The following is a 21,680-nucleotide window of genomic DNA, read 5'->3' as shown; positions in this document are numbered from 1 at the left end:
CGCCAGGCCCCGCCTCTCCGCTTCTTCCCGGGGTCACCCACCCACCCCCGTCCGGCCCACGCGGTCACTGTCCGCGACATCGTGTGTGCGGTCACCGTCCGTGTCGCCACAATTGCGGCGACACGATCCTCAGGCCCTGCCCGCGAGCACTCAGCCGTGCCACGACCGCCACAGCGCCGCGTACGCACCGTCCGCCGCGACCAGCTCCTCGTGGCTGCCCAGCTCACTGATGCGGCCGTTCTCCACGACGGCGATCACATCGGCGTCGTGGGCGGTGTGCAGGCGGTGGGCGATGGCAACCACCGTGCGGCCGTCGAGGACGCGAGCCAGGGAGCGTTCCAGGTGGCGGGCCGCCCGGGGGTCGAGCAGCGAGGTCGCCTCGTCCAGGACCAGGGTGTGCGGGTCGGCCAGCACCAGCCGGGCCAGCGCGATCTGCTGGGCCTGCGCCGGAGTGAGCGCCAGTCCGCCGGAGCCGACGTCGGTGTCCAGCCCGTCGTCCAGCGCCCGCGCCCAGCCGTCCGCGTCGACCGCGCCCAGCGCCGCCCACAGCTCGGCGTCGTGGCTGCCGATGGGGGTCCCCCCGCTCGAGCGAAGTCGAGAGTGGGGGAGGGCCAGCAGGAGGTTGTCGCGCAGGGAGCCGACGAAGACGTGGTGCTCCTGGTTGACGAGGGCGACGTGCGAACGGACGCGTTCCGCCGGCATCCGGGACAGTTCCGCGCCACCGAGGGTGATACGGCCGTCCCGGGGTGCGTAGATGCCGGCGAGCAGCCTGCCCAGGGTGGACTTGCCCGCACCGGAGGGGCCGACCAGCGCCAGCCTGGTGCCCGGGGCGACCTCCAGGGAGACCTTGCGCAGGACGTCGACGCCCTCGCGGTAGCCGAAGTGCACCCGGTCGGCGTGCACGTCCCGTCCACCGGGCGCCAGCGAGGCGTCCCCGGCGTCCGGCTCGATGTCCCGGACACCGACCAGCCGGGCGAGCGACACCTGGGCCACCTGCACCTCGTCGTACCAGCGCAGGATCAGGTTCACCGGGTCGACGAGCATCTGCGCGATGAGCGCGCCCGTCGTCAGCTGACCCACCCCGATCCAGCCCTGGAGCACGAACGCACCGCCGACCATGAGGACCGAGCCGAGCACGATGACGTGGACGGCGTTGATCACCGGGAAGAGCACGGACCGCAGCCAGAGCGTGTACCGCTCCCAGGCGGTCCACTCCTTGATCCGCCGCTCCGACAGGGCGATGCGCCGGGCGCCCAGGCGGTGCGCCTCGATGGTGTGGCCCGCGTCCACGGTCTCGGCGAGCGCGGCGGCGACGGCGGCGTAGCCGGCGGACTCGGAGCGGTAGCCCGAGGGCGCCCGCTTGAAGTACCAGCGGCACCCCGCGAACAGCACCGGTACCGCGAGCAGTACGGCGGCCGCCAGCGGCGGGGCCGTCACGACGAGCCCGCCGAGCAGCAGCAGCGCCCACACGACACCGATCGCCAGCTGCGGTACGGCCTCCCGCATGGCGTTGCCGAGGCGGTCGATGTCGGTGGTGATGCGGGAGAGCAGGTCACCCGTGCCCGCCCGCTCCAGCACGCCCGGCGGCAGCCCCACCGAGCGGACGAGGAAGTCCTCGCGCAGGTCGGCCAGCATCCGCTCGCCGAGCACCGCACCACGCAGCCGCACCTGCAGGACGAACAGGGCCTGCACGAGCAGGGCGCACCCGAACAGCCCGGCGATCAGGCCCAGATGAAGTTCCCGTGCGCCGTCCGACACCTGCTCGACGAGGGCGCCGAGCAGGTACGGGCCCACCATGGAGGCGACCACGGCCACGGTGTTGACGGCGATGAGGAGCAGGAAGGCCCGGCGGTGCCGGCGGAACAGCTCGGACACATAAGCGCGCACGGTCGAGGCCGCGCCGACGGGCAGGGTGGTGGCGGTCGTCGGGGCCGCCGGATCGTACGCCGGTGGCGCAACGCCGATCATGCGCTCTCCTCGATCTCTTCCAGCTTGTCGAAGGCACCCAGGAGGGCGCCCCCGTCGGCCAGGGCCGTATCCGCGTCGGCCGCGGCCAACTCCTCGTCGGTCTCGCGCGTCACCACGGCCCGGTACCGCGGTTCGGTGTCGATCAGCTCGCGGTGCAGGCCGACCGCGACCACCTCGTCCCGGTGGACGAGGGCGACCCGGTCCGCGCGGTCCAGCAGCAGCGGAGAGGACGTGAACACCACCGTCGTCCGGCTCGAGCGCAGCCTGCGCAGCCCGTCCGCGATCCGGGCCTCGGTGTGCGAGTCGACCGCGGAGGTCGGCTCGTCCAGTACCAGCACCTCGGGGTCGGCGATCAGGGACCGGGCCAGTGCGAGCCGCTGCCGCTGGCCGCCCGACAGGGAGCGGCCGCGCTCGGTGATGCGGGCGTCCATCGGGTCGGCGACGTCCAACGACCCCTGGACCAGGGCGTCCAGGACGTCCTCGCACTGCGCGGCCGCCAGCGCGTCCTCGGCGCGCACCGCACCGGAGGAGGGCACATCGAGCAGTTCGTGGAGCGAGCCGGACAGCAGCACCGGGTCCTTGTCCTGGACGAGGACGGCGGTGCGGGCGCTGTCGAGGGGGAGGTCGTCGAGCGGCACCCCGCCGAGCAGCACCGCCGGGCCCGGCTCGGCGGGGTGGCCGCCCAGCCGCTCCGCGAGTCGCCCGGCCGCGTCGGGGTCGCCGCACACCACCGCGGTGAACCGGCCGGAGGCCGCGAGCAGACCGGTGGCCGGGTCGTACAGGTCGCCGCTCGGCACCGCGGCCGCGCGGGAGCCTTCGGAGTCCGTGGACCGCTCCAGCGACAGCACGCGCGCTGCCCGTTTGGCCGAGGGCCGTGAGAAGGAGTACGCCATGGCGATCTCCTCGAAGTGCCGCAGCGGGTAGTTGAGGACCATGACCGCGCTGTAGACGGTGACGAGTTCGCCGACCGTGATCCGGTCCTGGCGGGCCAGGTGGATGCCGTGCCAGACGACCACGACCAGCAGCAGTCCGGGCAGCAACACCTGGACCGCGGAGATCAGCGACCACATCCGGGCGCTGCGCACGGCCGCGTGGCGTACCTCCTGCGAGGCGCGGCGGTAACGGTCGAGGAACAGCTCCTCGCCGCCGATCCCGCGCAGCACGCGCAGCCCGGCGACGGTGTCCGAGGCCAGTTCGGTGGCCCGGCCCGCCTTTTCGCGCTGGATGTCGGCGCGACGGGTGGCCCTGGGCAGCAGTGGCAGCACGGCGAGCGCGACGATCGGCAGGCCCACGGCCACGACCACACCGAGGGCGGGCTGGTAGACGACCAGGCCCACGCAGACCACGACGACGGTCAGCGCGGCGGCGGTGAAGCGGGAGACGGCCTCGACGAACCAGCCGATCTTCTCCACGTCGCCGGTGGAGACGGCCACCACTTCGCCGGCCGCGACCCGCCGGGTCAGCGCGGAGCCGAGCTGGGCCGCCTTGCGGGCCAGCAACTGCTGGATCCGGGCGGCGGCGGTGATCCAGTTGGTGACGGCGGTCCGGTGCAGGAAGGTGTCGCCGACGGCGATGGCCGTGCCGCACAGCAGCATCAGAACACCCGTCAGGGCGAGCCGGGTGCCCGAGTGGTCGATGACGGCCTCGACGGCGAGGCCGACGAAGAAGGGCAGGGCGGACACGGCGACGAAGTGCAGCAGGCCCCAGGCGAGCGACTTGAGCTGGCCGCCCATCTGGTTGCGCCAGAGCCACCACATGAGTCGAGGACCCGAACGTGCGTCCGGCACGCCGGGGTCGGAATACGGAAGGTCTTGAATCTGCATGACGTCCCAGTGGCTCGTGTCAGGGAGGACGGGAGGCGGGAACAAACCGTGAAAGGGTCGCGTCGCAGAGTGGTGATTTTCAACCGGTTTTCCCCGACGGCCTGCGAAATCCACCGGGTTCCGGCCAGGTGCCGTCGCCCGGAGCGGCGCACGTCCGGGAGCCCCGTCGTCCGGTGCCGCGAGCGCCCGGAGGGCCGCTCGTTCGGCCGATACGTGATGTCATCATGGTCACGTGCGGATAGACGGTGTGCGGCGCGTGACCATGGCGATGGCAGCTTTCGGAACCCTCCTTGCGGCCCTGTCCGCGTGCGGGGCGGAGGGACGCGGCCACGCCGACCCGGAACCCGGCGGCCAGGCCCGGCAGTCCGGCACGGCCGGCCGTGACCCGCGCAGCATCCCGGGCGTCGGCGCCGGCCTCCAGCGGCGGATTCCGGCCGACTCCCAGCAGGTGGTGGCCGTCTACGGCGAGGGCAAGGACTCGGCGGACTCCACGGTCGTGCTCTACGCCAAGAGCGGCGAGGCATGGCAGCGGATCCGCAGTTGGTCGGCCCACAACGGCAAGAAGGGCTGGACCACCGACCACCACTCCGGTGACCGGCGCAGCCCCGTCGGCGTGTTCACCCTCACCGACGCCGGCGGCGTGCTCAAGGATCCGGGCGCCGCACTGCCGTACACACAGGACGCTGCCTTCACCGTCCCGCGCTGGTGGGCCAAGTCGCACTGGCACGACTTCGACTACGTCATCGCCATCGACTACAACCGGGTCAAGGGCACCCCGCCGAACGATCCGACGCGCCCCCAGGGCGAGGAGAAGGGCGGGAGCATCTGGCTGCACATGGACCACGGCAGCGGTACGTCGGGCTGCGTCAGCATGTCCCGGTCGGCCATGCGGTACCTGCTGCGCACGCTCGACCCGGATCGGCATCCCGTGGTGGTCATGGGGGACAAGGCTGACCTGATGAGCTAGTACGGATGGCGGGACGCCTCATTGCGGGGCGGCCCCGACTCCCCGTAGAACACCGGCCATGAGAAGACGGATAGTCATGTCCATGCTCGCCGGAGCGACCCTCCTGGCGGGCACGTTCTTCGGTTCCGGGGTCACTGCCGCGCAAGCCGCACCCCAGGCCGCCACCGACGTTCCGGCCGAGTTCGGCACCGACTGGCACGACCCGGTGACCGCCGCCCCGCCCGTCGACCGTCCGCACACCAAGTCCTGCCGGGTCACCCTGGCCGAGGCCCAGTTCCGTGACTTCACGCCCTACCGGGGTGCCTACACGCCGCCCCAGGGCTGCGGCGACCGCTGGAGCAAGGTCGTCCTGCGCCTCGACGGCAAGGTGAAGGGGCGTCAGTACGACCGCCTCGGCTATCTGCACGTCGGCGGGGTCGAGATCCTGCGCACCTCGACGCCCGAGCCGTCACCGGACGGCATCGAGTGGCATGTGGAGAAGGACGTCACCCGCTACAGCGACACCTTCCGCGGCCCGCAGGACGTCGAGATGCTCATCGGCAACGTCGTGGACGACACCTACACCGGCGCCATCGACGTCAAGGTGACACTCACCTTCTACGCGGGCCGCGCGGAGACGCCCGCGCCCGACCGCGTTCTCACCCTGGCCGACACACCCGACGGCACGACCCTCACCACGCCGCGCAACAGCGAGCGCATCGTCGCCGAGGTGTACGCCACCGGATCCGGCGGCGGCTGCGAGGAGTTCTGGTACCTGACCGTGGCCGACCCGGCGTCGTACTCCTGCAAGGCGGACCACGGGCCGTACCGCGAGGTGCAGATCAAGGTCGACGGGCAGCTCGCCGGCATCGCCGCACCGTTCCCGAACGTGTGGACCGGTGGCTGGTCCAACCCCTTCCTCTGGTACGTCATCCCGGGTCCGGGCGCCTTCGACGTCAGGCCCGTCGAGTACGACCTGACGCCCTTCGCCGGACTCCTGAACGACGGCCGCCCGCACCGCGTCGAGGTCTCCGTCGTGGGAGTGCCCGCGGGGCAGTCCGGCTGGAGCGCGCCCGTGAACGTCCTGGTCTGGCAGGACGCCCACCGCGCCCACGTCACCGGTGCCCTCACCACGGACCGGGCGAGCGACATCGCCAACTCCTCGACCTACACACCCGGTTCGGAGAACCGCGTCGACACCGTGGCAGGCCACCGGCTCACCGTCTCCGGATACCTGAACACCTCGCACGGCCGCGTGACCACCACCGTCACCCGCACGCTCGCGAACACCTCCGCGCACCGCTGGACCGACGGCGAGAACACGGACGGGCTCGACGCGACCTGGACGGACGACCAGGCGGTGAGCGTGCACGGGCAGGGTCCCGCGCGAACGACGCGCACGCACCGGACGTACACCATGAACGGCGCCACGACCCTGGGCGCGAACGACCGGCTGCGCACCGTGCTGGACCTCGGCGACCGGGCGACGGTCGTGGAGCGGCAGGGCGGCCGGCGCACCGCGTGGTCGCGGCTCGACGACACCTACAGTGGCGACGCGGCGTACACGATCAACGTCCCGCGCGACCAGCGGCACGCGGTCGGTACGTCGAGCGAGCGCTACCGCCTCACCGGCTCGGACGGCTGCTACGACCGTTCGCTGACCACGGTCCAAGGGGTGCTGACGGAGGACCGCAGCCGTTGCTGAGGCCGGTGGTGCGGGCTGCGCCCCGCCCCGAGGCCGGCTGACCCGCGTCCGCACATGCACGCGGCCCCCGCTCCGACCTCGTGGAGCGGGGGCCGTGGCCGTTCAGCAGGGCTTGGCGGCCTCTCCGTCGATCAAGGTGTCCAGCAGCACGCCCAGCACCTCGCGCTCCTTCTCCGTCAGCGGAGCGAGGATCTCCGCGGCGGCCGACCGGCGCGCGCCGCGCAGCTCGCGCAGGGTCGCCCGGCCCTCGTCCGTCAGCTCGATGCGGGTCACCCGCCGGTTCGTCGGGTCCGGCACCCGGCGCACCTTGCCGCTCGTCTCCAGCCCGTCGACCAGTGTCGTCACCGCACGCGGCACCACCTCCAGGCGCTCGGCCAGGTCGGCCATGCGCGGGGGCGAGCCGTAGTGCGCGAGGGTGCGCAGCAGTCGCGACTGGGCCGGCGTGATGCCCAGGTCGCGCCGCTCCAGGTGGCGCTTCTGGATGCGGTGTACCCGGCGGGTGAGCCGCAGCAACTGCTCGGCGAGCAGGCCCTCGGGATCGGGGGTGGTCATGCGGGAACAATATCAGGATGCCGTTCATTGTGAGTATAGGTAACAATGAGCTACGATCCGTTCGCCATCGTCGGCCGCACCCTGGGCCGGCGCCCGCTCACCTCCGTAGGAGCCCATGCATCCCGACCGTGAACCCTCCTGGACCCCGCCTGCCGACGCCAAGGAACAGCCCCGGCAGGTGCGCCGCATCCTGAAGCTCTTCCGTCCCTACCGCGGGCGGCTCGCGATCGTCGGCCTTCTCGTCGGCGCCTCCTCGCTGGTCTCGGTGGCCACGCCGTTCCTGCTCAGGGAGACCCTCGACGTCGCGATCCCCGACGGCCGCACCGGCCTGCTGAGCCTGCTCGCGCTCGGCATGATCCTCAGCGCCGTCCTGTCCAGCGTCTTCGGTGTGCTCCAGACGCTGATCTCGACCACCGTCGGCCAGCGCGTCATGCACGACCTGCGCACCGCCGTCTACGGCCGCCTGCAGCGCATGTCGCTCGCCTTCTTCACCCGCACCCGCACCGGCGAGGTGCAGTCCCGCATCGCCAACGACATCGGCGGCATGCAGGCCACCGTCACCTCCACGGCCACCTCCCTCGTCTCCAACGTCACCAGCGTGGTCGCCACCATCGTCGCGATGATCGCCCTCGACTGGCGCCTGACGGTCGTCTCGCTGCTCCTGCTGCCGGTGTTCGTGTGGATCAGCCGCCGCGTCGGCAACGAACGCAAGAAGATCACCACCCAGCGCCAGAAGCAGATGGCCGCGATGGCCGCCACGGTCACCGAGTCGCTCTCCGTCAGCGGCATCCTGCTCGGCCGTACCATGGGTCGCTCCGACTCCCTCACCTCGTCCTTCGCCGAGGAGTCCGAGCGGCTGGTCGACCTCGAGGTGAAGTCGAACATGGCCGGGCGCTGGCGCATGGCCGTGATCACGATCGTCATGGCCGCGATGCCCGCCGTCATCTACTGGACCGCGGGCCTGGCCCTCCAGCTCGGCGGCCCGCAGGTCTCGCTCGGCACCATCGTCGCCTTCGTCTCCCTGCAGCAGGGCCTGTTCCGCCCGGCCGTGAGCCTGCTGGCGACCGGCGTCCAGATCCAGACCTCCCTCGCGCTCTTCCAGCGCATCTTCGAGTACCTGGACCTGCCCATCGACATCACCGAGCGCGAGGAGCCCGTCCACCTCGACGCGATCAAGGGCGAGGTCCGCTTCGAGGAGGTCGAGTTCCGCTACGACGGCAAGGGTGGCCCCGTCCTCGACGGCATCGACGTCACCGTCCCGGCCGGCGGCAGCCTGGCGGTGGTCGGCCCGACCGGCGCCGGCAAGTCCACGCTCGGCTATCTGGTGCCCCGACTCTACGACGTCACCGGCGGCCGCGTCACCATCGACGGCGTCGACGTGCGCGACCTCGACTTCGACACCCTCGCCCGCGCGGTCGGCGTCGTCTCGCAGGAGACGTACCTCTTCCACGCCTCGGTCGCCGAGAATCTCCGCTTCGCCAAGCCGGACGCCACCGACGAGGAACTCCACGCGGCGGCCCGGGCTGCCCAGATACACGAGCACATAGCCGCGCTGCCCGACGGCTACGACACGGTCGTCGGCGAACGCGGGCACCGCTTCTCCGGCGGCGAGAAGCAGCGCCTGGCGATAGCCCGCACCATCCTGCGCGACCCGCCGGTCCTCATCCTCGACGAGGCCACCAGCGCCCTGGACAACCGCACCGAAGCCGCGGTGCAGGACGCCATCGACGCCCTGTCGGCCGACCGGACGACCCTCACCATCGCCCACCGCCTGTCCACCGTCCGCGGCGCCGACCAGATCGTCGTCCTGGACTCCGGCCGGGTCGCCGAGCGGGGCACGCACGAGGAGCTGCTGGAGCTGGACGGGCGCTATGCGGCCCTGGTGCGCCGGGACGCCCAGCTGGAGCCGGCGGGCTGACACGGAACCGTAGCCGACAAGCTGACGATATGTCGGATTTGAAGCGATATACGTATTAACGTGCCAGCATGCAGATGAACACTCCGCGACGGAGCACGATGCGACTGACGCGCCGGGGCAGGCTCCTCCTCGTCGTGTCCGGCGCCGCCCTGGCCGGCACCGCCGCCGTGGCGGTGCCGCTGCTGACTCGGGAGAGCGGTCATGTGGAGGCGAAGCCCCCCATGCTGGTCGTCCCGGAGGGCTGGCGCGCGAACCAGATCTACGATGCCGTCGACAAGGCCCTCGGGCTGCCCCCGGGCAGCACCCGGAAGTCACTCGGCAAGGCCGCCCTCAAGCTGCCGAAGGAAGCCGCGGGCAACCCGGAGGGCTACCTCTTCCCGGCGACCTATCCCGTCGAGAAGGGTGCCACCCCCGAGTCGCTGCTGCGGTTCATGGTCGACACCGCCAACAAGAAGTTCAACGGGGCGCCGGTCGCGGCCGGGGCCCAGCTCAACGCGGTGAACGTCTACCAGGCCGTCACCATCGCCAGCATCGTCCAGGCCGAAGCCGCCACCAAGGCCGACATGGGCAGGGTGGCCCGGGTCATCTTCAACCGGCTGCAGCGGGGCATGCCGCTGCAGATGGACTCCACCATCAACTACGCGCTGAACCGCAACACCGTGCACACCAGCCTGGACGACACCCGCATGGAGAGCGTGTACAACTCCTACCAGCGCATGGGGCTGCCGCCCACCCCGATCGACAACCCCGGCGAGGACGCGATGCGTGCCGCGATCAACCCGCCGCCAGGCGACTGGCTGTACTTCGTCACGATCAGGCCGGGTGACACCCGCTTCACCGCCGACTACTCCGAGCACCTGCGCAACGTGGCCGAGTTCAACGCCGCGCACCAGTCGTCGGCGCAGCCCCAGCAGCCCAGCGGCAGCCCGCAGCGGCTGCCGGCCACACAGCCGCCCCGCTGAGCAGGCGGGACATCACGCGGCGGCCGGCTCGTCAGGCTCGACCCGCTCGTCCGGCTTTTCGGCCAGCAGCCGCGTGATGTCCCGTACGGCCGCTCGTCCGGCCCGGTTGGCGCCGATGGTGCTGGCCGAGGGGCCGTAGCCGACTAGGTGGATGCGCGGATCGGCGACCGCGCGGGTCCCCTCGATCCGGATCCCGCCGCCGGGTTCGCGCAGCCGCAGCGGCGTGAGGTGATCGAGAGCGGCCCGGAAGCCGGTGGCCCACAGGATGACGTCGGCGTCCACGTGCCGACCGTCGTTCCACTTCACCCCGTCCGGGGTGATCCGGTCGAACATCGGCTGCCGGTCCAGGGCCCCGTCGGCCAGTCCCTGCCGGATGGCGTCGTTGAGCGGAAGTCCGGTGACGGAGACCACACTCCGCGGCGGCAGACCCTGCCGTACCCGTTCCTCCACCAGGGCCACCGCCGAGCGGCCCGCCTCCCGGTCGAACGGGCCCTCGCGGAACACCGGGGGCCGCCGGGTGACCCAGGTGGTGGCGGCCGCGAACGGGGCCAGCTCCAGCAGGTGCTGGGTGCCGGACGCCCCGCCGCCGACGACCACGACCCGCTTCCCGGTGAACTCCTCGGGGCCGGCGTACTGCGCGGTGTGCAACTGCCGTCCGCGGAAGGTCTCCTGGCCGGGGTAGCGCGGCCAGAACGGCCGGTCCCAGGTGCCGGTCGCGTTGATCAGCGCCCGAGTGGACCAGCTGCCGTCGGAGGTCTCCACGAGCAGTCGCCCGTCGTCCCCCTCGCGCACGGCGCGGACGTCGACGGGGCGCCGTACCCGCAGGTCGAAGGTGCGCTCGTACCGGTCGAAGTACTCGCGGATCACCTCCGCGGAGGGCCGGGCCGGATCGGCGTCCGTCAGCTCCATGCCCGGCAGCGCGTGCATCCCGTGCACCTTGCCGTACGTCAGGGACGGCCAGCGGAACTGCCAGGCGCCGCCGGGGCCGGGGGAGTGGTCCAGGACCACGAAGTCGCGGTCCGGCTCGAAGCCGGTGCGCCGCAGGTGATAGGCGCTGGACAGACCGGCCTGCCCAGCGCCTATGACCACTACCTCGACCTCGCGCAATTCGTTCACGGTTCCACCAACAGCGAGGTGGTCATGGATCTTCCCGAGCGCTCGTGTGCAGACGACACTGTGGTCGTCCAGGCGAGAGCGGCAGGCGGACGTCCGGCTAGGGTGAGCGGCATGCGTGAGATCGCCGGCGTCAGAGCCACGCCCGGGGGACGTATATGCGTTCAATTCCATGACCACGGCTTCGTCGTCAGGCGCGACCGGCTTGCCGGCCGTGTCGCGGAAGCGTTCCTCGGCGACACGGCCGGTTGCGTCACGGTCTTGGTGCTGCTCGCTTCAGCGGGCCTCTACAGCCTGTTGAACAAGGCTGGTGCGCCGCACGCCGTCGCGGTGGGTTGCCTCTGGGTGTTCATCGTCTCGGCCTGCTACGCGGCGCTCCTCGCGCTGCTGCGGTGGGCAGCCGGGGTGGTGGGGAGCATCGCGTTCTTCCTCCTCGTCGTGGTGACGCTCCCGGGTCTGCTGATCCCGGGTTATCGGCGGAAGGTGCTGCGCCGTTGGCGCGAGGGCGGCCCGGAGTCCGAGCCCGGGTGGGTGCCTGCCACTGCCCTCGGCGGAGTGTGGCTGGGCCAGGAGGATCCGAGTACCGGCGCTGTGGTGACGGTCCAGCGCGTCGACGGATCCGTCGTCGCCTACACCGCCCGGCCCGACAAGGCGCGGGAACTGCGGGCCGGGTTCGAGGCACTGCTGAGCACCCACCGCCCAGCACCCGTGGCGATGCCGCATCAGCAATCTGCGCCAGGAGCAGCGCCGTACCAGTCCTGGCATCCAGGGGCACCCCGCAGCTGACGACGACCGGCGACGCCGCGCGTGCCCGTCCTGTCCCCAACTCCCCGTCTCCGGAGCCGATCCGAGCATGTCCTTCTTCAGCAAGCGCCGTAGCATCCGGCTCTCCCAGCACCGGACGGCCGACAGCCCGTTCGGGCCGATACGTATCAGCTACAACCGGGGGCCCGCAGCCATCGCGCTCGTCCAGGGACCGGGCATGCCACCCGTCATGGTGCTGCCCGACCGTGAGCACGGCCAGATCAAGGTCGACGGGCAGGTGATCCCCACGCGCCGGGGGAACGGCAGCCGCTGGGCTCTGCGGCGGAGATCGCGCACCCGCACGGCCGTGATGGATGAGCGTACCTACGAGCTGCGGCCGACCAGCCTGCGCCGGGCCCGGCTCCTGCGTAACGGCACGCCCATCGCCGAAGCGCAGGGCACCCTGCGCTCGTACGCCTCCCTCCGTGACATCCCCGGCATCGACGCCAGGCTGACCTGGTCCCACGGCCTCGACCCCACCGACGTGGCGATCGGTCAGGCCATGGTGTTCGCCTTCGGCGCGGGCGCCCCCGGCGCACTGGCCTCGCTCCTCTCCTTCTGGCTCGACTTGATCAGCTTCTGACGCATCACCCCGAAGTCGCGTGTCATCGCTGAAGGGGCTTTGGGTCGATTCGATGCGTCAGCACGGGTGAGCGCGACGATGTGCGGGTACCGGTGACGCTTGATCAGACCAGCGTGGACAGGCCAAGTACGAGTACCACCGAGTCAAGCGGCCACAGGCGTGGTGGGGGAGCGGTCCGGAGGGCGGCCCCACGGCGGGTGACGGCGCGGTCGGTGACGTTCAACGCACAGGCCGGGAGGGTGGTCGGGCCGGTTCTGTCGGTCAGCGTGGCGTGGCGGTGGAGTCGGCCGTCGGCGCCGTACGAGGGTGTTCGGCGAGGGAGGCAGGGGCGGTGGTGAAGCCGATGACCGCGCCGCCGCCGGGGCGGTTGCGGGCGAAGGCCGTGCCGCCGTGGGTGAGGGCGACGGCGTGCACGATCGCCAGTCCCAGCCCGGAGCCGGGCAGGCTGCGGGCGCTGTCGGCGCGGTAGAAGCGGTCGAAGACACGGGGCAGGTCGGCGTCGGCCAGGCCCGGTCCGCGGTCGCGCACCTCCACGCGCGTGCCCATGATGACGACTTCTATGGGCTCGGTCCCGTCCCGATCGAACTTGGCTGCGTTCTCCAGCAGGTTGGACAGCGCCCGCTGCACCGCGGACGGCCGGACCCGTACGACGCTGTCGTCGGCGTCGACGACGATCTCCCGGCCGGTACGGCGCCGGGCGAGGGCGGCCGCGTCCTCGGCCACGGCGCTCAGGGTCACCTCCGTGGGCTGCTCAGCATCCCGGTCCCCGGCGGCCAGCTCGACCAGTTCGTTGACCAGGTTGACCAGTTCGCGGGTCTCGCTCTTCATGTCCGCGATCAGGTCCGCCTTTGCCTGCGGCGGCAGTCGGTCGATGCGGTCCAGAAGTGCCGCGTTGGCTTGCAGCGAGGTCAGCGGGGTGCGCAGTTCGTGCCCGGCGTCCTGGATGAGGCGACGCTGGATCTCCTCGGAGGCGGCGAGCCGTCCCAGCATGCCGTCGAACGCCCGCCCGAGCCTGCCGACCTCGTCCTGCCCGGCGACGGGGACCTCGGTGTCCAGCCGGCCGGTGCGCGCCACGTCCTCGGCGGCCCGGGTCAGCCGCACCAGCCGCCCGGCGATCCTGCGCGCCAGCCACCAGCCCGCCAGGCCGGCCACCACGATGACGACGGCGCTCAGCTCGACGGTGCGCTCCTTGAGCTCCCGGAGCAGGTCCTCGGTGTCGCTGTACTGCTGGGCCACCTGTACGGCGCCCCGGCCGCCGCCGAGTGCGACGGTGGCGACCCGATAGCGGTCACCCTCGATCTCGGTCTTGTAGTAGATGGTGTGGCCGGCCCTGGAGTGTGAGGCGGCGGCCCGGTCGGCCGCGCGGACCTTCAGCGCCGGGTAGCCGCGCTCCTCGACACGGCCTGCGGCACCGAGGACCTGGACGTCGGTGCGGATGCGGCGCGAAAGGTCGTCGCGGGGGCTGTCGCGGTCGGGGCTCACGCTGAAGTAGTCCGACGGCGACAGACGCTGCTGGGCGACCTGCTGGCGGAGGTCTCCCACCACGCCGCGAAAGACGTCGTCCTGGTCGACCCGCACCATCCGCGCCGCCACGCTGTAGCTGACGAAGCCGCCGAGGAGGGTGGTGGCAGCCGTGACGCAGGCGAAGGAGAGGGCGAACACGGTGCCCAGGCTGCGACGGGGGTGCAGGATCGCGAGCCGCTGTCGTGTGCTGTCCATGGATGGTGCTTCCTCCGGGGCGGTCGGCGCAGCCAGTGTGCCTGGCCGACCCCCACCGACGGCAGGGCCCGAGGGCTGTCGGCGGCTCCTCTTACTGGGCTCTCACCAGCTCTGATGCATCCGCTCGTCGAGCCGGGCGAACCCCTTGGAGATCGATTCGTGCCCCTGGACTGCTACACCGCCACCGCGTGCGTGACCCGGATCTTCGACTGGCCGTGCGGACGCCGCTCCCAGTCGTCCATGAAACGTGCGGTCAAACCGTGCCGCTCGGCCAGCGAGAGGAGAGTCTCGGTGCGGTAGTAGAAGTCCTCGTGGAGCACCTGGTGCTCGGGCCCCTCCGTGCGGTCGTAGGTGAAGTCGAAGAAGCCGCCCGGGGCCAGTACCCGCCCGACGTTGGCCAGGCACTCGTCGATCACCTCCAGCGGCGAGTGCGAGAACACGCTGTGGGCGTGCACCACGGTGAACCAGCCCGAGGGCAGGAAGTCGAGCGTCAGGTTCTCGACGAGGGCCAGGCGGGCGAGGCGGCTCTGCAGGCCACGATGGACGAGGGTGCGCTGCGCCGCGAGGAGGATGTCCGGCGATATGTCGATGCCGTAGTAGTGACCGGGGTCGAGGTGGTCGATGAACCGCCACCCCGCGCGAAGGTTCCCGCAGCCGATCTCCAGCATGCGGTCCTGCGGCTTCAGACCGTGTTCGACCAGGTAGTCGAACTGCATCTGCCCGAGCGCCAGCCAGCTGGCCTCCGAGCCGCTGCCGACGGCACGCTCGGGGCTCCGCGCGGTGTCGGAGGCCATGACGGCGCGGTAGTACGCGACGTGGTCGCGGTGGTGGAAGCCCAGCCAGGTGTCCCGCGCGGCGCGGCGTAGATAGGGCGGCATACGTCGGGGGTGCCGTACGGCATATCGGAGCTTGTGCCTCAGAGACGACCGGTTCCTCGACAGATTGGGCTTCGGCATGGCTGACTCCGTGATCCACGACAGCCCCCGCCTGGCAGCGTAGCCCGGGGCGAGCCCTACGGCCTCTCCGCAGACGGTGTGGAGCCGGTGGGCCCGGGCGGGGCGGGGGTGTCTGCGGGGCTGAACGCACCGTGCGGCCGCACGTAGCCAGACGGCCGCTCCATGGCCAATCGTGTCTCGCCCTATGGACCTCACATACCAGGAAGCGGTCGCGCCACGCCATGGGGACCCGGCGTATGGACCAGGATGGGGGCATGTCAGATGCCTTCACCACTCGGATGCTGAACGTCGCCACCGGCTCCCGGGAGCGGGTCGTCGACCTGACCTCCGACTGCGAGGAGTTCCTGCGCGAGACGGCGGCCGGCCGCGACGGCCTGCTGAATATCTTTGTGCCCCATGCAACTGCCGGTATCGCCGTCATCGAGACGGGCGCCGGCAGCGACGACGACCTCCTGGCCGCCCTGCACACCCTGCTCCCCGCCGACGACCGCTGGCAGCACCGGCACGGCAGCCCGGGCCACGGCCGCGACCACGTCCTGCCCGCTATCGTCCCGCCGCACGCGACCCTTCCGGTCATCGGCGGCCAACTGGAGCTGGGTACCTGGCAGTCCGTGTGCCTCGTGGACACGAACACGGACAACGCGGACCGTCGGGTCCGGTTGAGCTTCCTGGCGTGACTTCCTTCCGAGGGGCACCTTCGGCGGTCGGCCGATGGTCGAGGAAGTTGACTGCGCGCAGAGTGCCGTGACCGGGCGCAGAGGTCCTAGAGCTTGGTCATCTTGACGTACGGGCTCAAGATCCGCATTTGCTCCGAGCCGAAGTCCACGAGAGCTGCGACTCCGTCCTCGATGCCGATCACTCGGCCGAGGCCGTACACGTCGTGTGTGACCTGGTCGCCCACGGCGAAGTGCTTGGGGGCGGGTGTGACCGGGGGCTTGAAGGGGCTGGTGGGCAGATGACGCTTCGGTGCAGCAGGCTTTGTCATTGCCCCCAGTATGCGCCTTCGAGCTGCGCTGGTGGTTGACTCTCAGGTGCAAGAGTAGTTGATCGTTGGACCCCACCGGCATGCATCGAGTCTGCCGACCGGTCGGCAGACGGGCGGGGTCGGGCGGTTCGGCTTCGTAGGTGGCCGAACCGCCCGTACCCTTCGTGGTGTCCACGGCGTCAGATAGCGGGCGCCAAACATTGGAGGCAATACCTCGTGCTGATTGCTCAGCGTCCCTCGTTGACCGAAGAGGTCGTCGACGAGTTCCGCTCCCGGTTCGTGATCGAGCCGCTGGAGCCGGGCTTCGGCTACACCCTCGGCAACTCGCTCCGCCGTACCCTCCTGTCGTCGATCCCCGGCGCTGCTGTCACCAGCATCCGCATCGACGGTGTCCTGCACGAGTTCACCACCGTGCCGGGCGTCAAGGAGGACGTCACCGACCTGATCCTCAACATCAAGCAGCTGGTCGTCTCTTCGGAGCACGACGAGCCGGTCGTGATGTACCTGCGCAAGCAGGGTCCGGGTCTGGTCACCGCCGCCGACATCGCGCCCCCGGCCGGTGTCGAGGTGCACAACCCCGACCTCGTCCTGGCCACGCTCAACGGCAAGGGCAAGCTGGAGATGGAGCTGACCGTCGAGCGCGGTCGCGGCTACGTCTCCGCCGTGCAGAACAAGCAGGTGGGCCAGGAGATCGGCCGTGTTCCGGTCGACTCGATCTACTCGCCGGTCCTGAAGGTCACGTACAAGGTCGAGGCCACGCGTGTCGAGCAGCGCACCGACTTCGACAAGCTGATCGTCGACGTCGAGACCAAGCAGGCGATGCGTCCCCGTGACGCCATGGCCTCCGCCGGTAAGACCCTGGTCGAGCTGTTCGGTCTCGCCCGCGAGCTGAACATCGACGCCGAGGGCATCGACATGGGTCCGTCCCCGACGGACGCCGCCCTGGCCGCCGACATGGCGCTGCCGATCGAGGAGTTGGAGCTGACCGTCCGCTCCTACAACTGCCTCAAGCGTGAGGGCGTCCACTCGGTGGGTGAGCTCCTGGCGCGCTCCGAGGCCGACCTCCTGGACATCCGCAACTTCGGTGCGAAGTCCATCGACGAGGTCAAGGCCAAGCTGGCCGGCATGGGCCTGGCCCTCAAGGACAGCCCGCCCGGATTCGACCCGACCGCCGCTGCCTTCGACGCGGACGACAACGGGAACTCGGGCTTCATGGAGACCGAGCAGTACTGAGGGCCGCGACAGGTCGTAGGGGAGCCAGGAAGGCGGAGGAGCCGGCGATGAGCACCGGCCGACCACCCCCGGCTCCCCGATGGCCTGCCGGCGGAGATGCAGACGCCCGAGCCCTCCTGCCCTGATCAGGACGGCGAAGGCGGCTGCCATTTCCACCGAGCCTGGATCACCGTTACGGCGTGAACGCCCTTGTCCCCGCGTACCGAGCCCGTCACCACGGCCTGACCGCGGGAGAGATTCGAAGAGCTGGACACCGAGTGATTCCGGACCCGCTTTTCGTGGAAACAAGTCGGGACATTCCGAATGTACTCGCGTCGACGCCGGGCTGACGTGCTGTTGCGGTGCTCCCGTGCGGCCGAGGCGTTGCGGCACGGGTGAAACTAGTGCGGATGCGCGTACCGTGCTAAACTTACTGGCAGTTGCAGTTGTGGTTCCCGAAACTTCAAGTGCCTCGGCGACTGTATGTCGTCGGGCATTTTTGTATCTCCGGTGCTTATCCGGACGGGGTTCATTGTGGCAACGCAGGGGTCCGCACGGTGCGGGCCCGCGGGCACTGCCCCCAAGGAGATGTGACATGGCTACTGGCACCGTCAAGTGGTTCAACGCGGAAAAGGGCTTCGGCTTCATCGAGCAGGACGGCGGCGGCCCGGACGTCTTCGCCCACTACTCGAACATCGCCGCCCAGGGCTACCGTGAGCTCCAGGAAGGCCAGAAGGTGAACTTCGACATCACGCAGGGCCAGAAGGGTCCGCAGGCGGAGAACATCACTCCCGCCTGACGTCGAAGCGTACGAAATATCTGGGACCCCGCCTTACGGCGGGGTCCCAGATATTTGTTTTTGTATTTCGATGGAATTCTTTTAGTCTTACGTTCGGCTCGTTCTTGCAATTCATCCGGCCCTTCCTGTCGGGAATTCCTCGATGCGCGCCCTGCCGAGGAAGGTTCTCCATGAGCCGTTCAGCCCGCACGAACGACCGTTTCCGTTCACAGGGTCAGGGGCGCCGCGGCGCCGGTCCAGGTGACACCGGGCGCCGTTCCTCCGCACCACCGGGGGAGTTCGCGCTGCCGGCCACCGTCACCCCGGCCCTGCCCGCGGCAGCGACCTTCGGCGAACTGGACATGCCCGTCGAGCTGCTGAAGATGCTCACCAGTCTCGGTGTGAACGAGCCGTTCCCGATCCAGGCAGCCACGTTGCCGAACTCCCTCGCCGGGCGCGACGTCCTGGGCCGCGGGCGCACCGGTTCGGGCAAGACGCTCGCCTTCGGTCTGGCGCTCCTCGTGCGCACGAGCGGGCAGCGTGCCGAGGCGCGGAAGCCGCTGGCCCTGATCCTCGTCCCCACGCGCGAGCTGGCCCAGCAGGTCACCGATGTGCTCGCCCCGTACGCCCGGTTGCTGAAGCTGCGACTGGCCACTGTGGTCGGCGGAATGTCGATCGGCAGGCAGGCCGGCGCACTGCGAGCCGGGGCCGAGGTGGTCGTCGCGACACCCGGCCGCCTCGCGGATCTCGTCGAGCGCAAGGACTGCCGCCTGGACCGGGTGAACATCACCGTCCTGGACGAGGCCGACCAGATGGCGGACATGGGTTTCATGCCGCAGGTCACCGAACTGCTGGACCAGGTACGTCCCGACGGTCAGCGCATGCTGTTCTCGGCCACGCTGGACCGCAACATCGACCTCCTGGTCCGTCGTTACCTCCATGACCCGGTGGTCCATTCGGTCGACCCGTCGGCGGGCGCGGTCACCACGATGGAGCATCATGTGCTGCAGGTGCACGACGCCGACAAGTACGCCACCGCCACCGAAATCGCCGCCCGCGACGGGCGCGTGATCATGTTCCTGGACACCAAGCACGCTGTCGACCGGTTCACCAAGCACCTGCTGAGCAGCGGTGTCAAGGCCGCGGCGCTGCACGGTGGCAAGTCGCAGCCCCAGCGCACCCGCACCCTGGCACAGTTCAAGTCCGGCGACGTCACGGCGCTGGTGGCCACCAACGTGGCTGCTCGGGGCATTCACGTCGACGACCTCGATCTCGTCGTCAACGTCGACCCGCCCAACGACCACAAGGACTACCTGCACCGTGGTGGCCGAACTGCCCGTGCCGGCGAGTCCGGCAGTGTCGTCACGCTGGTCCTCCCCGGCCAGCGCCGGGACATGGCCCGTCTCCTGTCCGACGCAGGCATCAGGCCGCAGATCACGCAGGTCCGCTCCGGTGAGGCCGAGCTGAGCCGCATCACCGGCGCACAGGCTCCCTCGGGTGTCCCTGTCGGCGGCAGCGAGCCGGTCGCGGAGCGCCCGAAGCGCGGCGGTGCCCCTTTCCGGGGTCTGGGCACCCGCCCGGGGCGAGCCGGCGGCAAGGGCGAGTCTCGCCGGTCTGCTGAGGCCCGCCAGATTGCCGAGGCCCGCAAGGCCGCGCGGGTCCGTCGTGGCGCGTAGGTCGGCAACGGTGCCCTAGGACGCTGGCTCGCCTGCGCCGCACGGAGATGAGCTCCGCGGAGTCCTGGGTCGACGGCGCCCCGTCCCCGTCCGCGCCGCGTCGTTCCAGCACGAGCCCCGCGATCCGTGCCATCAGGTCGAGCTCCGCGGGCCATGCGCACCGGTGCCGGGAGTTGCCGTGGCGGTGGCGGCCGTCGTCGCTGTCGCGGGTGAAGGGGCGCGAGAAGAGAATCTGCTCAACCGGGTCGAAGGTGTCGAAGGTGTCGAAGCCGAGATGCCGATCGGAGAGGTCGAACGGCACCGCGACTTGCCCGGGCGGCAGAAACGGCAGCCGTCAGCGGCGCGGACGCTCCAGAGTGATCAGCAGGCCCTCGACCGCACCGGGCCCTATACGGCCCTTGACGTCGGCGGACGTGATCGCCTTGAGGGCCCAGCCGTCCTCGGCGTGCTTGTTCAGAACCTTCTCCAGCTTGTCGCTGTCCAGTGCGTCTCCGATCAGTGACTCGCGGAAGGTGACGACCTTGTACTCGAGTGCGTAGGGGTTGCTCATGGCTGGGGCCTTCCCGTGGATGGACTGGCTGACGGAACCGGGGACAGCCAATCACCATGCGACGTTGCCCAACAAGGCGGGGGCATGTCATCGAGGGCTGGGCGAGGAGGGCTATGACGCAGCGTGCACCTCGGGCGTGGGCCCGGCGCCGTACGGTCCAGGGCCGGTAGGTCCAAGACGCTCGTCAGCCGGAGGTAGGCCGACGCCGCGTCAGCGCTGCGTCGGCACGTCCCAACGGACGTGCAGAGCCGGGGGCTTCCGGAAGACCAGGCCTCTGGGCGCGGTGGGCGAGGCCGGGTCGAGCCGCAGGCCGGGGAGACGGTCGAGGAGCGCGCGGAGGCAGGCGCGGGTTTCCAGGCGGGCAAGGTGGGCGCCCAGACAGAAGTGCGGGCCGTGCGCGAAGGCCAACTGGAGGCGGGAGTTGCCCCGTCGCACGTCGAAACCGTCGGGGTCCTGGAAGACCTCTGGGTCGCGGTTCGCGCCGGCGAGCGACACGACCACCAGATCACCGCGCCGCACGTCGGCCCCGCCGATCGTCACGTCGGCTGTTGCGTAGCGGTCCACGACCGCCGCGGCGGGTTCCAGGCGGAGTGATTCCTCGATCGCCGCGTCGACCAGGTCCGGATCGGCACGCACGAGGGCGAGTTGACCAGGGTGTGCCAGCAAGTGCAGTACGACGTTGGCGATCATGCCCTCGGTGGTCTCGATCCCGCCGAACATCAGCACGGCGGCGTTGGCGACCACCTCCGGCAGTTTCAGGCGCTCGCTCTCGGCTGCCGTGACCAGCAGCGACGCCTCGCCTCCTGCCGCGACCGTCGCCTCGACGCTTCCTCGCAACTGGTCGAACGCCGCCGCCCCGGCGGGGTTCGCCGGCAGCCCGGCGGTGATGTCGGAGACCGCGCCCACGATGGCGTCGTACCAGGACAGCACGGCACCGGCGTCCGCCCCGACCAGTCCCAGCGACTCGGCAACGACGGCGACGGCCAGGGGCCCGGCCACCTCCCGGCGCAGTTCGGCGTTGCCACGCGGCCGGATGCCCTCCACGAGCCGGGCGGCTTCCCGTTCCACGAACCCGGTGAACCGGTCGTGTACATCTTGCGCGCGGAACGGGTCGGTGAAGGGGGCGCGGTGCCGCTTGTGCTCGGCGCCCTCCACGGAGAGCATGCTCGGACCGACCACCTGGGCGGTGGAGAAGCGGGGGTCGTCCACCGTGAAGGTCGTCGCGTCACGCATCACGCGCAGTGCGAGATCACGCCGGGTCACCAGCCAGCCGCCCAGCACGGGGAGCCACGAAACCGGTTCGCGGGCGCGCAGCAGGGCCAGCCGCGGGTGGGGGTCGTTCTCCAGCTCCGCGAGCGTGGTCGCGGAGCCGAGCGGAAACCGGCCCGCTGTCACCATGGAAGCTTCCCCTGTTCCCGTTCCTGGAATTC

19 protein-coding genes and 1 pseudogene are annotated in these 21,680 nt (G+C 70.6%); 10 read left to right on the top strand and 10 right to left on the bottom strand.

The window, feature by feature from the left end; genetic code table 11:
• Positions 1 to 150 precede the first annotated feature (150 nt).
• Both ACIRVH_RS22180 and ACIRVH_RS22175 read right to left on the bottom strand, forming a co-directional pair.
• Positions 151 to 1,968 (bottom strand): ABC transporter ATP-binding protein, encoded by a 1,818-nt coding sequence (locus tag ACIRVH_RS22180; protein WP_403955872.1) that lies wholly within the window; start codon positions 1,966 to 1,968, stop codon positions 151 to 153.
• Positions 1,965 to 3,791: an ABC transporter transmembrane domain-containing protein gene (locus ACIRVH_RS22175; protein ID WP_403955870.1), complete on the bottom strand. Its 1,827-nt coding sequence runs from the start codon at positions 3,789 to 3,791 to the stop codon at positions 1,965 to 1,967. Before ACIRVH_RS22175 ends, ACIRVH_RS22180 begins: the two co-directional genes overlap by 4 nt.
• A 268-nt stretch (positions 3,792 to 4,059) precedes the next feature.
• Between ACIRVH_RS22175 and ACIRVH_RS22170 the strand changes: the two genes are divergently transcribed.
• The gene (locus ACIRVH_RS22170; RefSeq protein ID WP_403955868.1) at positions 4,060 to 4,758 is read left to right on the top strand and encodes a L,D-transpeptidase family protein; all 699 of its coding nucleotides are present in this window, start codon (positions 4,060 to 4,062) and stop codon (positions 4,756 to 4,758) included.
• Between the two features lie 58 nt (positions 4,759 to 4,816).
• A complete protein-coding gene (locus ACIRVH_RS22165; RefSeq protein ID WP_403955865.1) occupies positions 4,817 to 6,442 on the top strand; it encodes a peptide-N4-asparagine amidase in 1,626 nt (541 codons plus the stop codon).
• A 102-nt stretch (positions 6,443 to 6,544) separates the two neighbouring features.
• On the opposite strand, the gene ACIRVH_RS22160 is transcribed toward ACIRVH_RS22165, so the two are convergent.
• On the bottom strand, positions 6,545 to 6,994 hold the full coding sequence (locus ACIRVH_RS22160; RefSeq protein WP_145880093.1) for a MarR family winged helix-turn-helix transcriptional regulator: 450 nt from the start codon (positions 6,992 to 6,994) through the stop codon (positions 6,545 to 6,547).
• Positions 6,995 to 7,109: 115 nt separating this feature from the next.
• Here ACIRVH_RS22160 and ACIRVH_RS22155 point away from each other — a divergent pair, with 115 nt between their 5' ends.
• The gene (locus ACIRVH_RS22155) at positions 7,110 to 8,912 is read left to right on the top strand and encodes an ABC transporter ATP-binding protein (protein WP_403955863.1); all 1,803 of its coding nucleotides are present in this window, start codon (positions 7,110 to 7,112) and stop codon (positions 8,910 to 8,912) included.
• Positions 8,913 to 8,980: 68 nt separating this feature from the next.
• Positions 8,981 to 9,874: an endolytic transglycosylase MltG gene (gene mltG / locus ACIRVH_RS22150; RefSeq protein WP_403955862.1), complete on the top strand. Its 894-nt coding sequence runs from the start codon at positions 8,981 to 8,983 to the stop codon at positions 9,872 to 9,874.
• Between the two features lie 12 nt (positions 9,875 to 9,886).
• Here the strand turns inward: mltG and ACIRVH_RS22145 are convergent, their stop codons facing one another.
• Positions 9,887 to 10,990: an NAD(P)-binding domain-containing protein gene (locus tag ACIRVH_RS22145; RefSeq protein ID WP_403955860.1), complete on the bottom strand. Its 1,104-nt coding sequence runs from the start codon at positions 10,988 to 10,990 to the stop codon at positions 9,887 to 9,889.
• A gap of 111 nt (positions 10,991 to 11,101) precedes the next feature.
• Between ACIRVH_RS22145 and ACIRVH_RS22140 the strand changes: the two genes are divergently transcribed.
• Positions 11,102 to 11,773: a hypothetical protein gene (locus ACIRVH_RS22140; RefSeq protein ID WP_403955858.1), complete on the top strand. Its 672-nt coding sequence runs from the start codon at positions 11,102 to 11,104 to the stop codon at positions 11,771 to 11,773.
• 67 nt (positions 11,774 to 11,840) lie between these two features.
• Positions 11,841 to 12,374 (top strand): hypothetical protein, encoded by a 534-nt coding sequence (locus ACIRVH_RS22135; RefSeq protein WP_403955856.1) that lies wholly within the window; start codon positions 11,841 to 11,843, stop codon positions 12,372 to 12,374.
• A gap of 261 nt (positions 12,375 to 12,635) precedes the next feature.
• On the opposite strand, the gene ACIRVH_RS22130 is transcribed toward ACIRVH_RS22135, so the two are convergent.
• Both ACIRVH_RS22130 and ACIRVH_RS22125 read right to left on the bottom strand, forming a co-directional pair.
• Positions 12,636 to 14,093: an ATP-binding protein gene (locus ACIRVH_RS22130; protein WP_403955854.1), complete on the bottom strand. Its 1,458-nt coding sequence runs from the start codon at positions 14,091 to 14,093 to the stop codon at positions 12,636 to 12,638.
• A gap of 173 nt (positions 14,094 to 14,266) precedes the next feature.
• On the bottom strand, positions 14,267 to 15,049 hold the full coding sequence (locus tag ACIRVH_RS22125; RefSeq protein WP_403955852.1) for a class I SAM-dependent methyltransferase: 783 nt from the start codon (positions 15,047 to 15,049) through the stop codon (positions 14,267 to 14,269).
• 254 nt (positions 15,050 to 15,303) lie between these two features.
• Between ACIRVH_RS22125 and ACIRVH_RS22120 the strand changes: the two genes are divergently transcribed.
• A complete protein-coding gene (locus ACIRVH_RS22120; RefSeq protein WP_403955850.1) occupies positions 15,304 to 15,726 on the top strand; it encodes a secondary thiamine-phosphate synthase enzyme YjbQ in 423 nt (140 codons plus the stop codon).
• Positions 15,727 to 15,812: 86 nt separating this feature from the next.
• On the opposite strand, the gene ACIRVH_RS22115 is transcribed toward ACIRVH_RS22120, so the two are convergent.
• A complete protein-coding gene (locus tag ACIRVH_RS22115; RefSeq protein ID WP_403955848.1) occupies positions 15,813 to 16,034 on the bottom strand; it encodes a hypothetical protein in 222 nt (73 codons plus the stop codon).
• Positions 16,035 to 16,250: 216 nt separating this feature from the next.
• On the opposite strand from ACIRVH_RS22115, the gene ACIRVH_RS22110 reads away from it, so the two are divergent.
• The 3 genes from ACIRVH_RS22110 to ACIRVH_RS22100 all read left to right on the top strand — a co-directional run bounded on the left by ACIRVH_RS22110 (position 16,251) and on the right by ACIRVH_RS22100 (position 19,700).
• Positions 16,251 to 17,267, top strand: a complete 1,017-nt coding sequence (locus tag ACIRVH_RS22110) for a DNA-directed RNA polymerase subunit alpha (RefSeq protein ID WP_403955846.1) — start codon at positions 16,251 to 16,253, stop codon at positions 17,265 to 17,267.
• A gap of 574 nt (positions 17,268 to 17,841) precedes the next feature.
• Entirely contained in the window at positions 17,842 to 18,045 is a 204-nt protein-coding gene (locus tag ACIRVH_RS22105; protein WP_384436196.1) for a cold-shock protein, read from the top strand.
• A 170-nt stretch (positions 18,046 to 18,215) separates the two neighbouring features.
• Positions 18,216 to 19,700, top strand: a complete 1,485-nt coding sequence (locus ACIRVH_RS22100; RefSeq protein ID WP_403955843.1) for a DEAD/DEAH box helicase — start codon at positions 18,216 to 18,218, stop codon at positions 19,698 to 19,700.
• 25 nt (positions 19,701 to 19,725) lie between these two features.
• Here the strand turns inward: ACIRVH_RS22100 and ACIRVH_RS22095 are convergent.
• The 3 genes and pseudogenes from ACIRVH_RS22095 to ACIRVH_RS22085 all read right to left on the bottom strand — a co-directional run.
• Positions 19,726 to 20,031, bottom strand: a pseudogene (locus ACIRVH_RS22095) (SAM-dependent methyltransferase); the annotation flags it as partial.
• A gap of 3 nt (positions 20,032 to 20,034) precedes the next feature.
• Positions 20,035 to 20,250, bottom strand: a complete 216-nt coding sequence (locus tag ACIRVH_RS22090) for a DUF4177 domain-containing protein (protein ID WP_145880104.1) — start codon at positions 20,248 to 20,250, stop codon at positions 20,035 to 20,037.
• A gap of 210 nt (positions 20,251 to 20,460) precedes the next feature.
• Positions 20,461 to 21,648 carry a cytochrome P450 gene (locus ACIRVH_RS22085; protein WP_403955841.1) on the bottom strand — a complete coding sequence of 396 codons (1,188 nt, stop codon included), beginning with the start codon at positions 21,646 to 21,648 and terminating at the stop codon, positions 20,461 to 20,463.
• Between the last annotated feature and the right edge of the window lie 32 nt (positions 21,649 to 21,680).

It is taken from the genome of Streptomyces sp. NPDC101165, assembly GCF_044768135.1.
GTDB lineage: Bacteria > Actinomycetota > Actinomycetes > Streptomycetales > Streptomycetaceae > Streptomyces.
The sequence above is the reverse complement of the archived record's forward strand: the minus strand, read 5'-3'. Positions and strand labels throughout refer to the sequence as shown.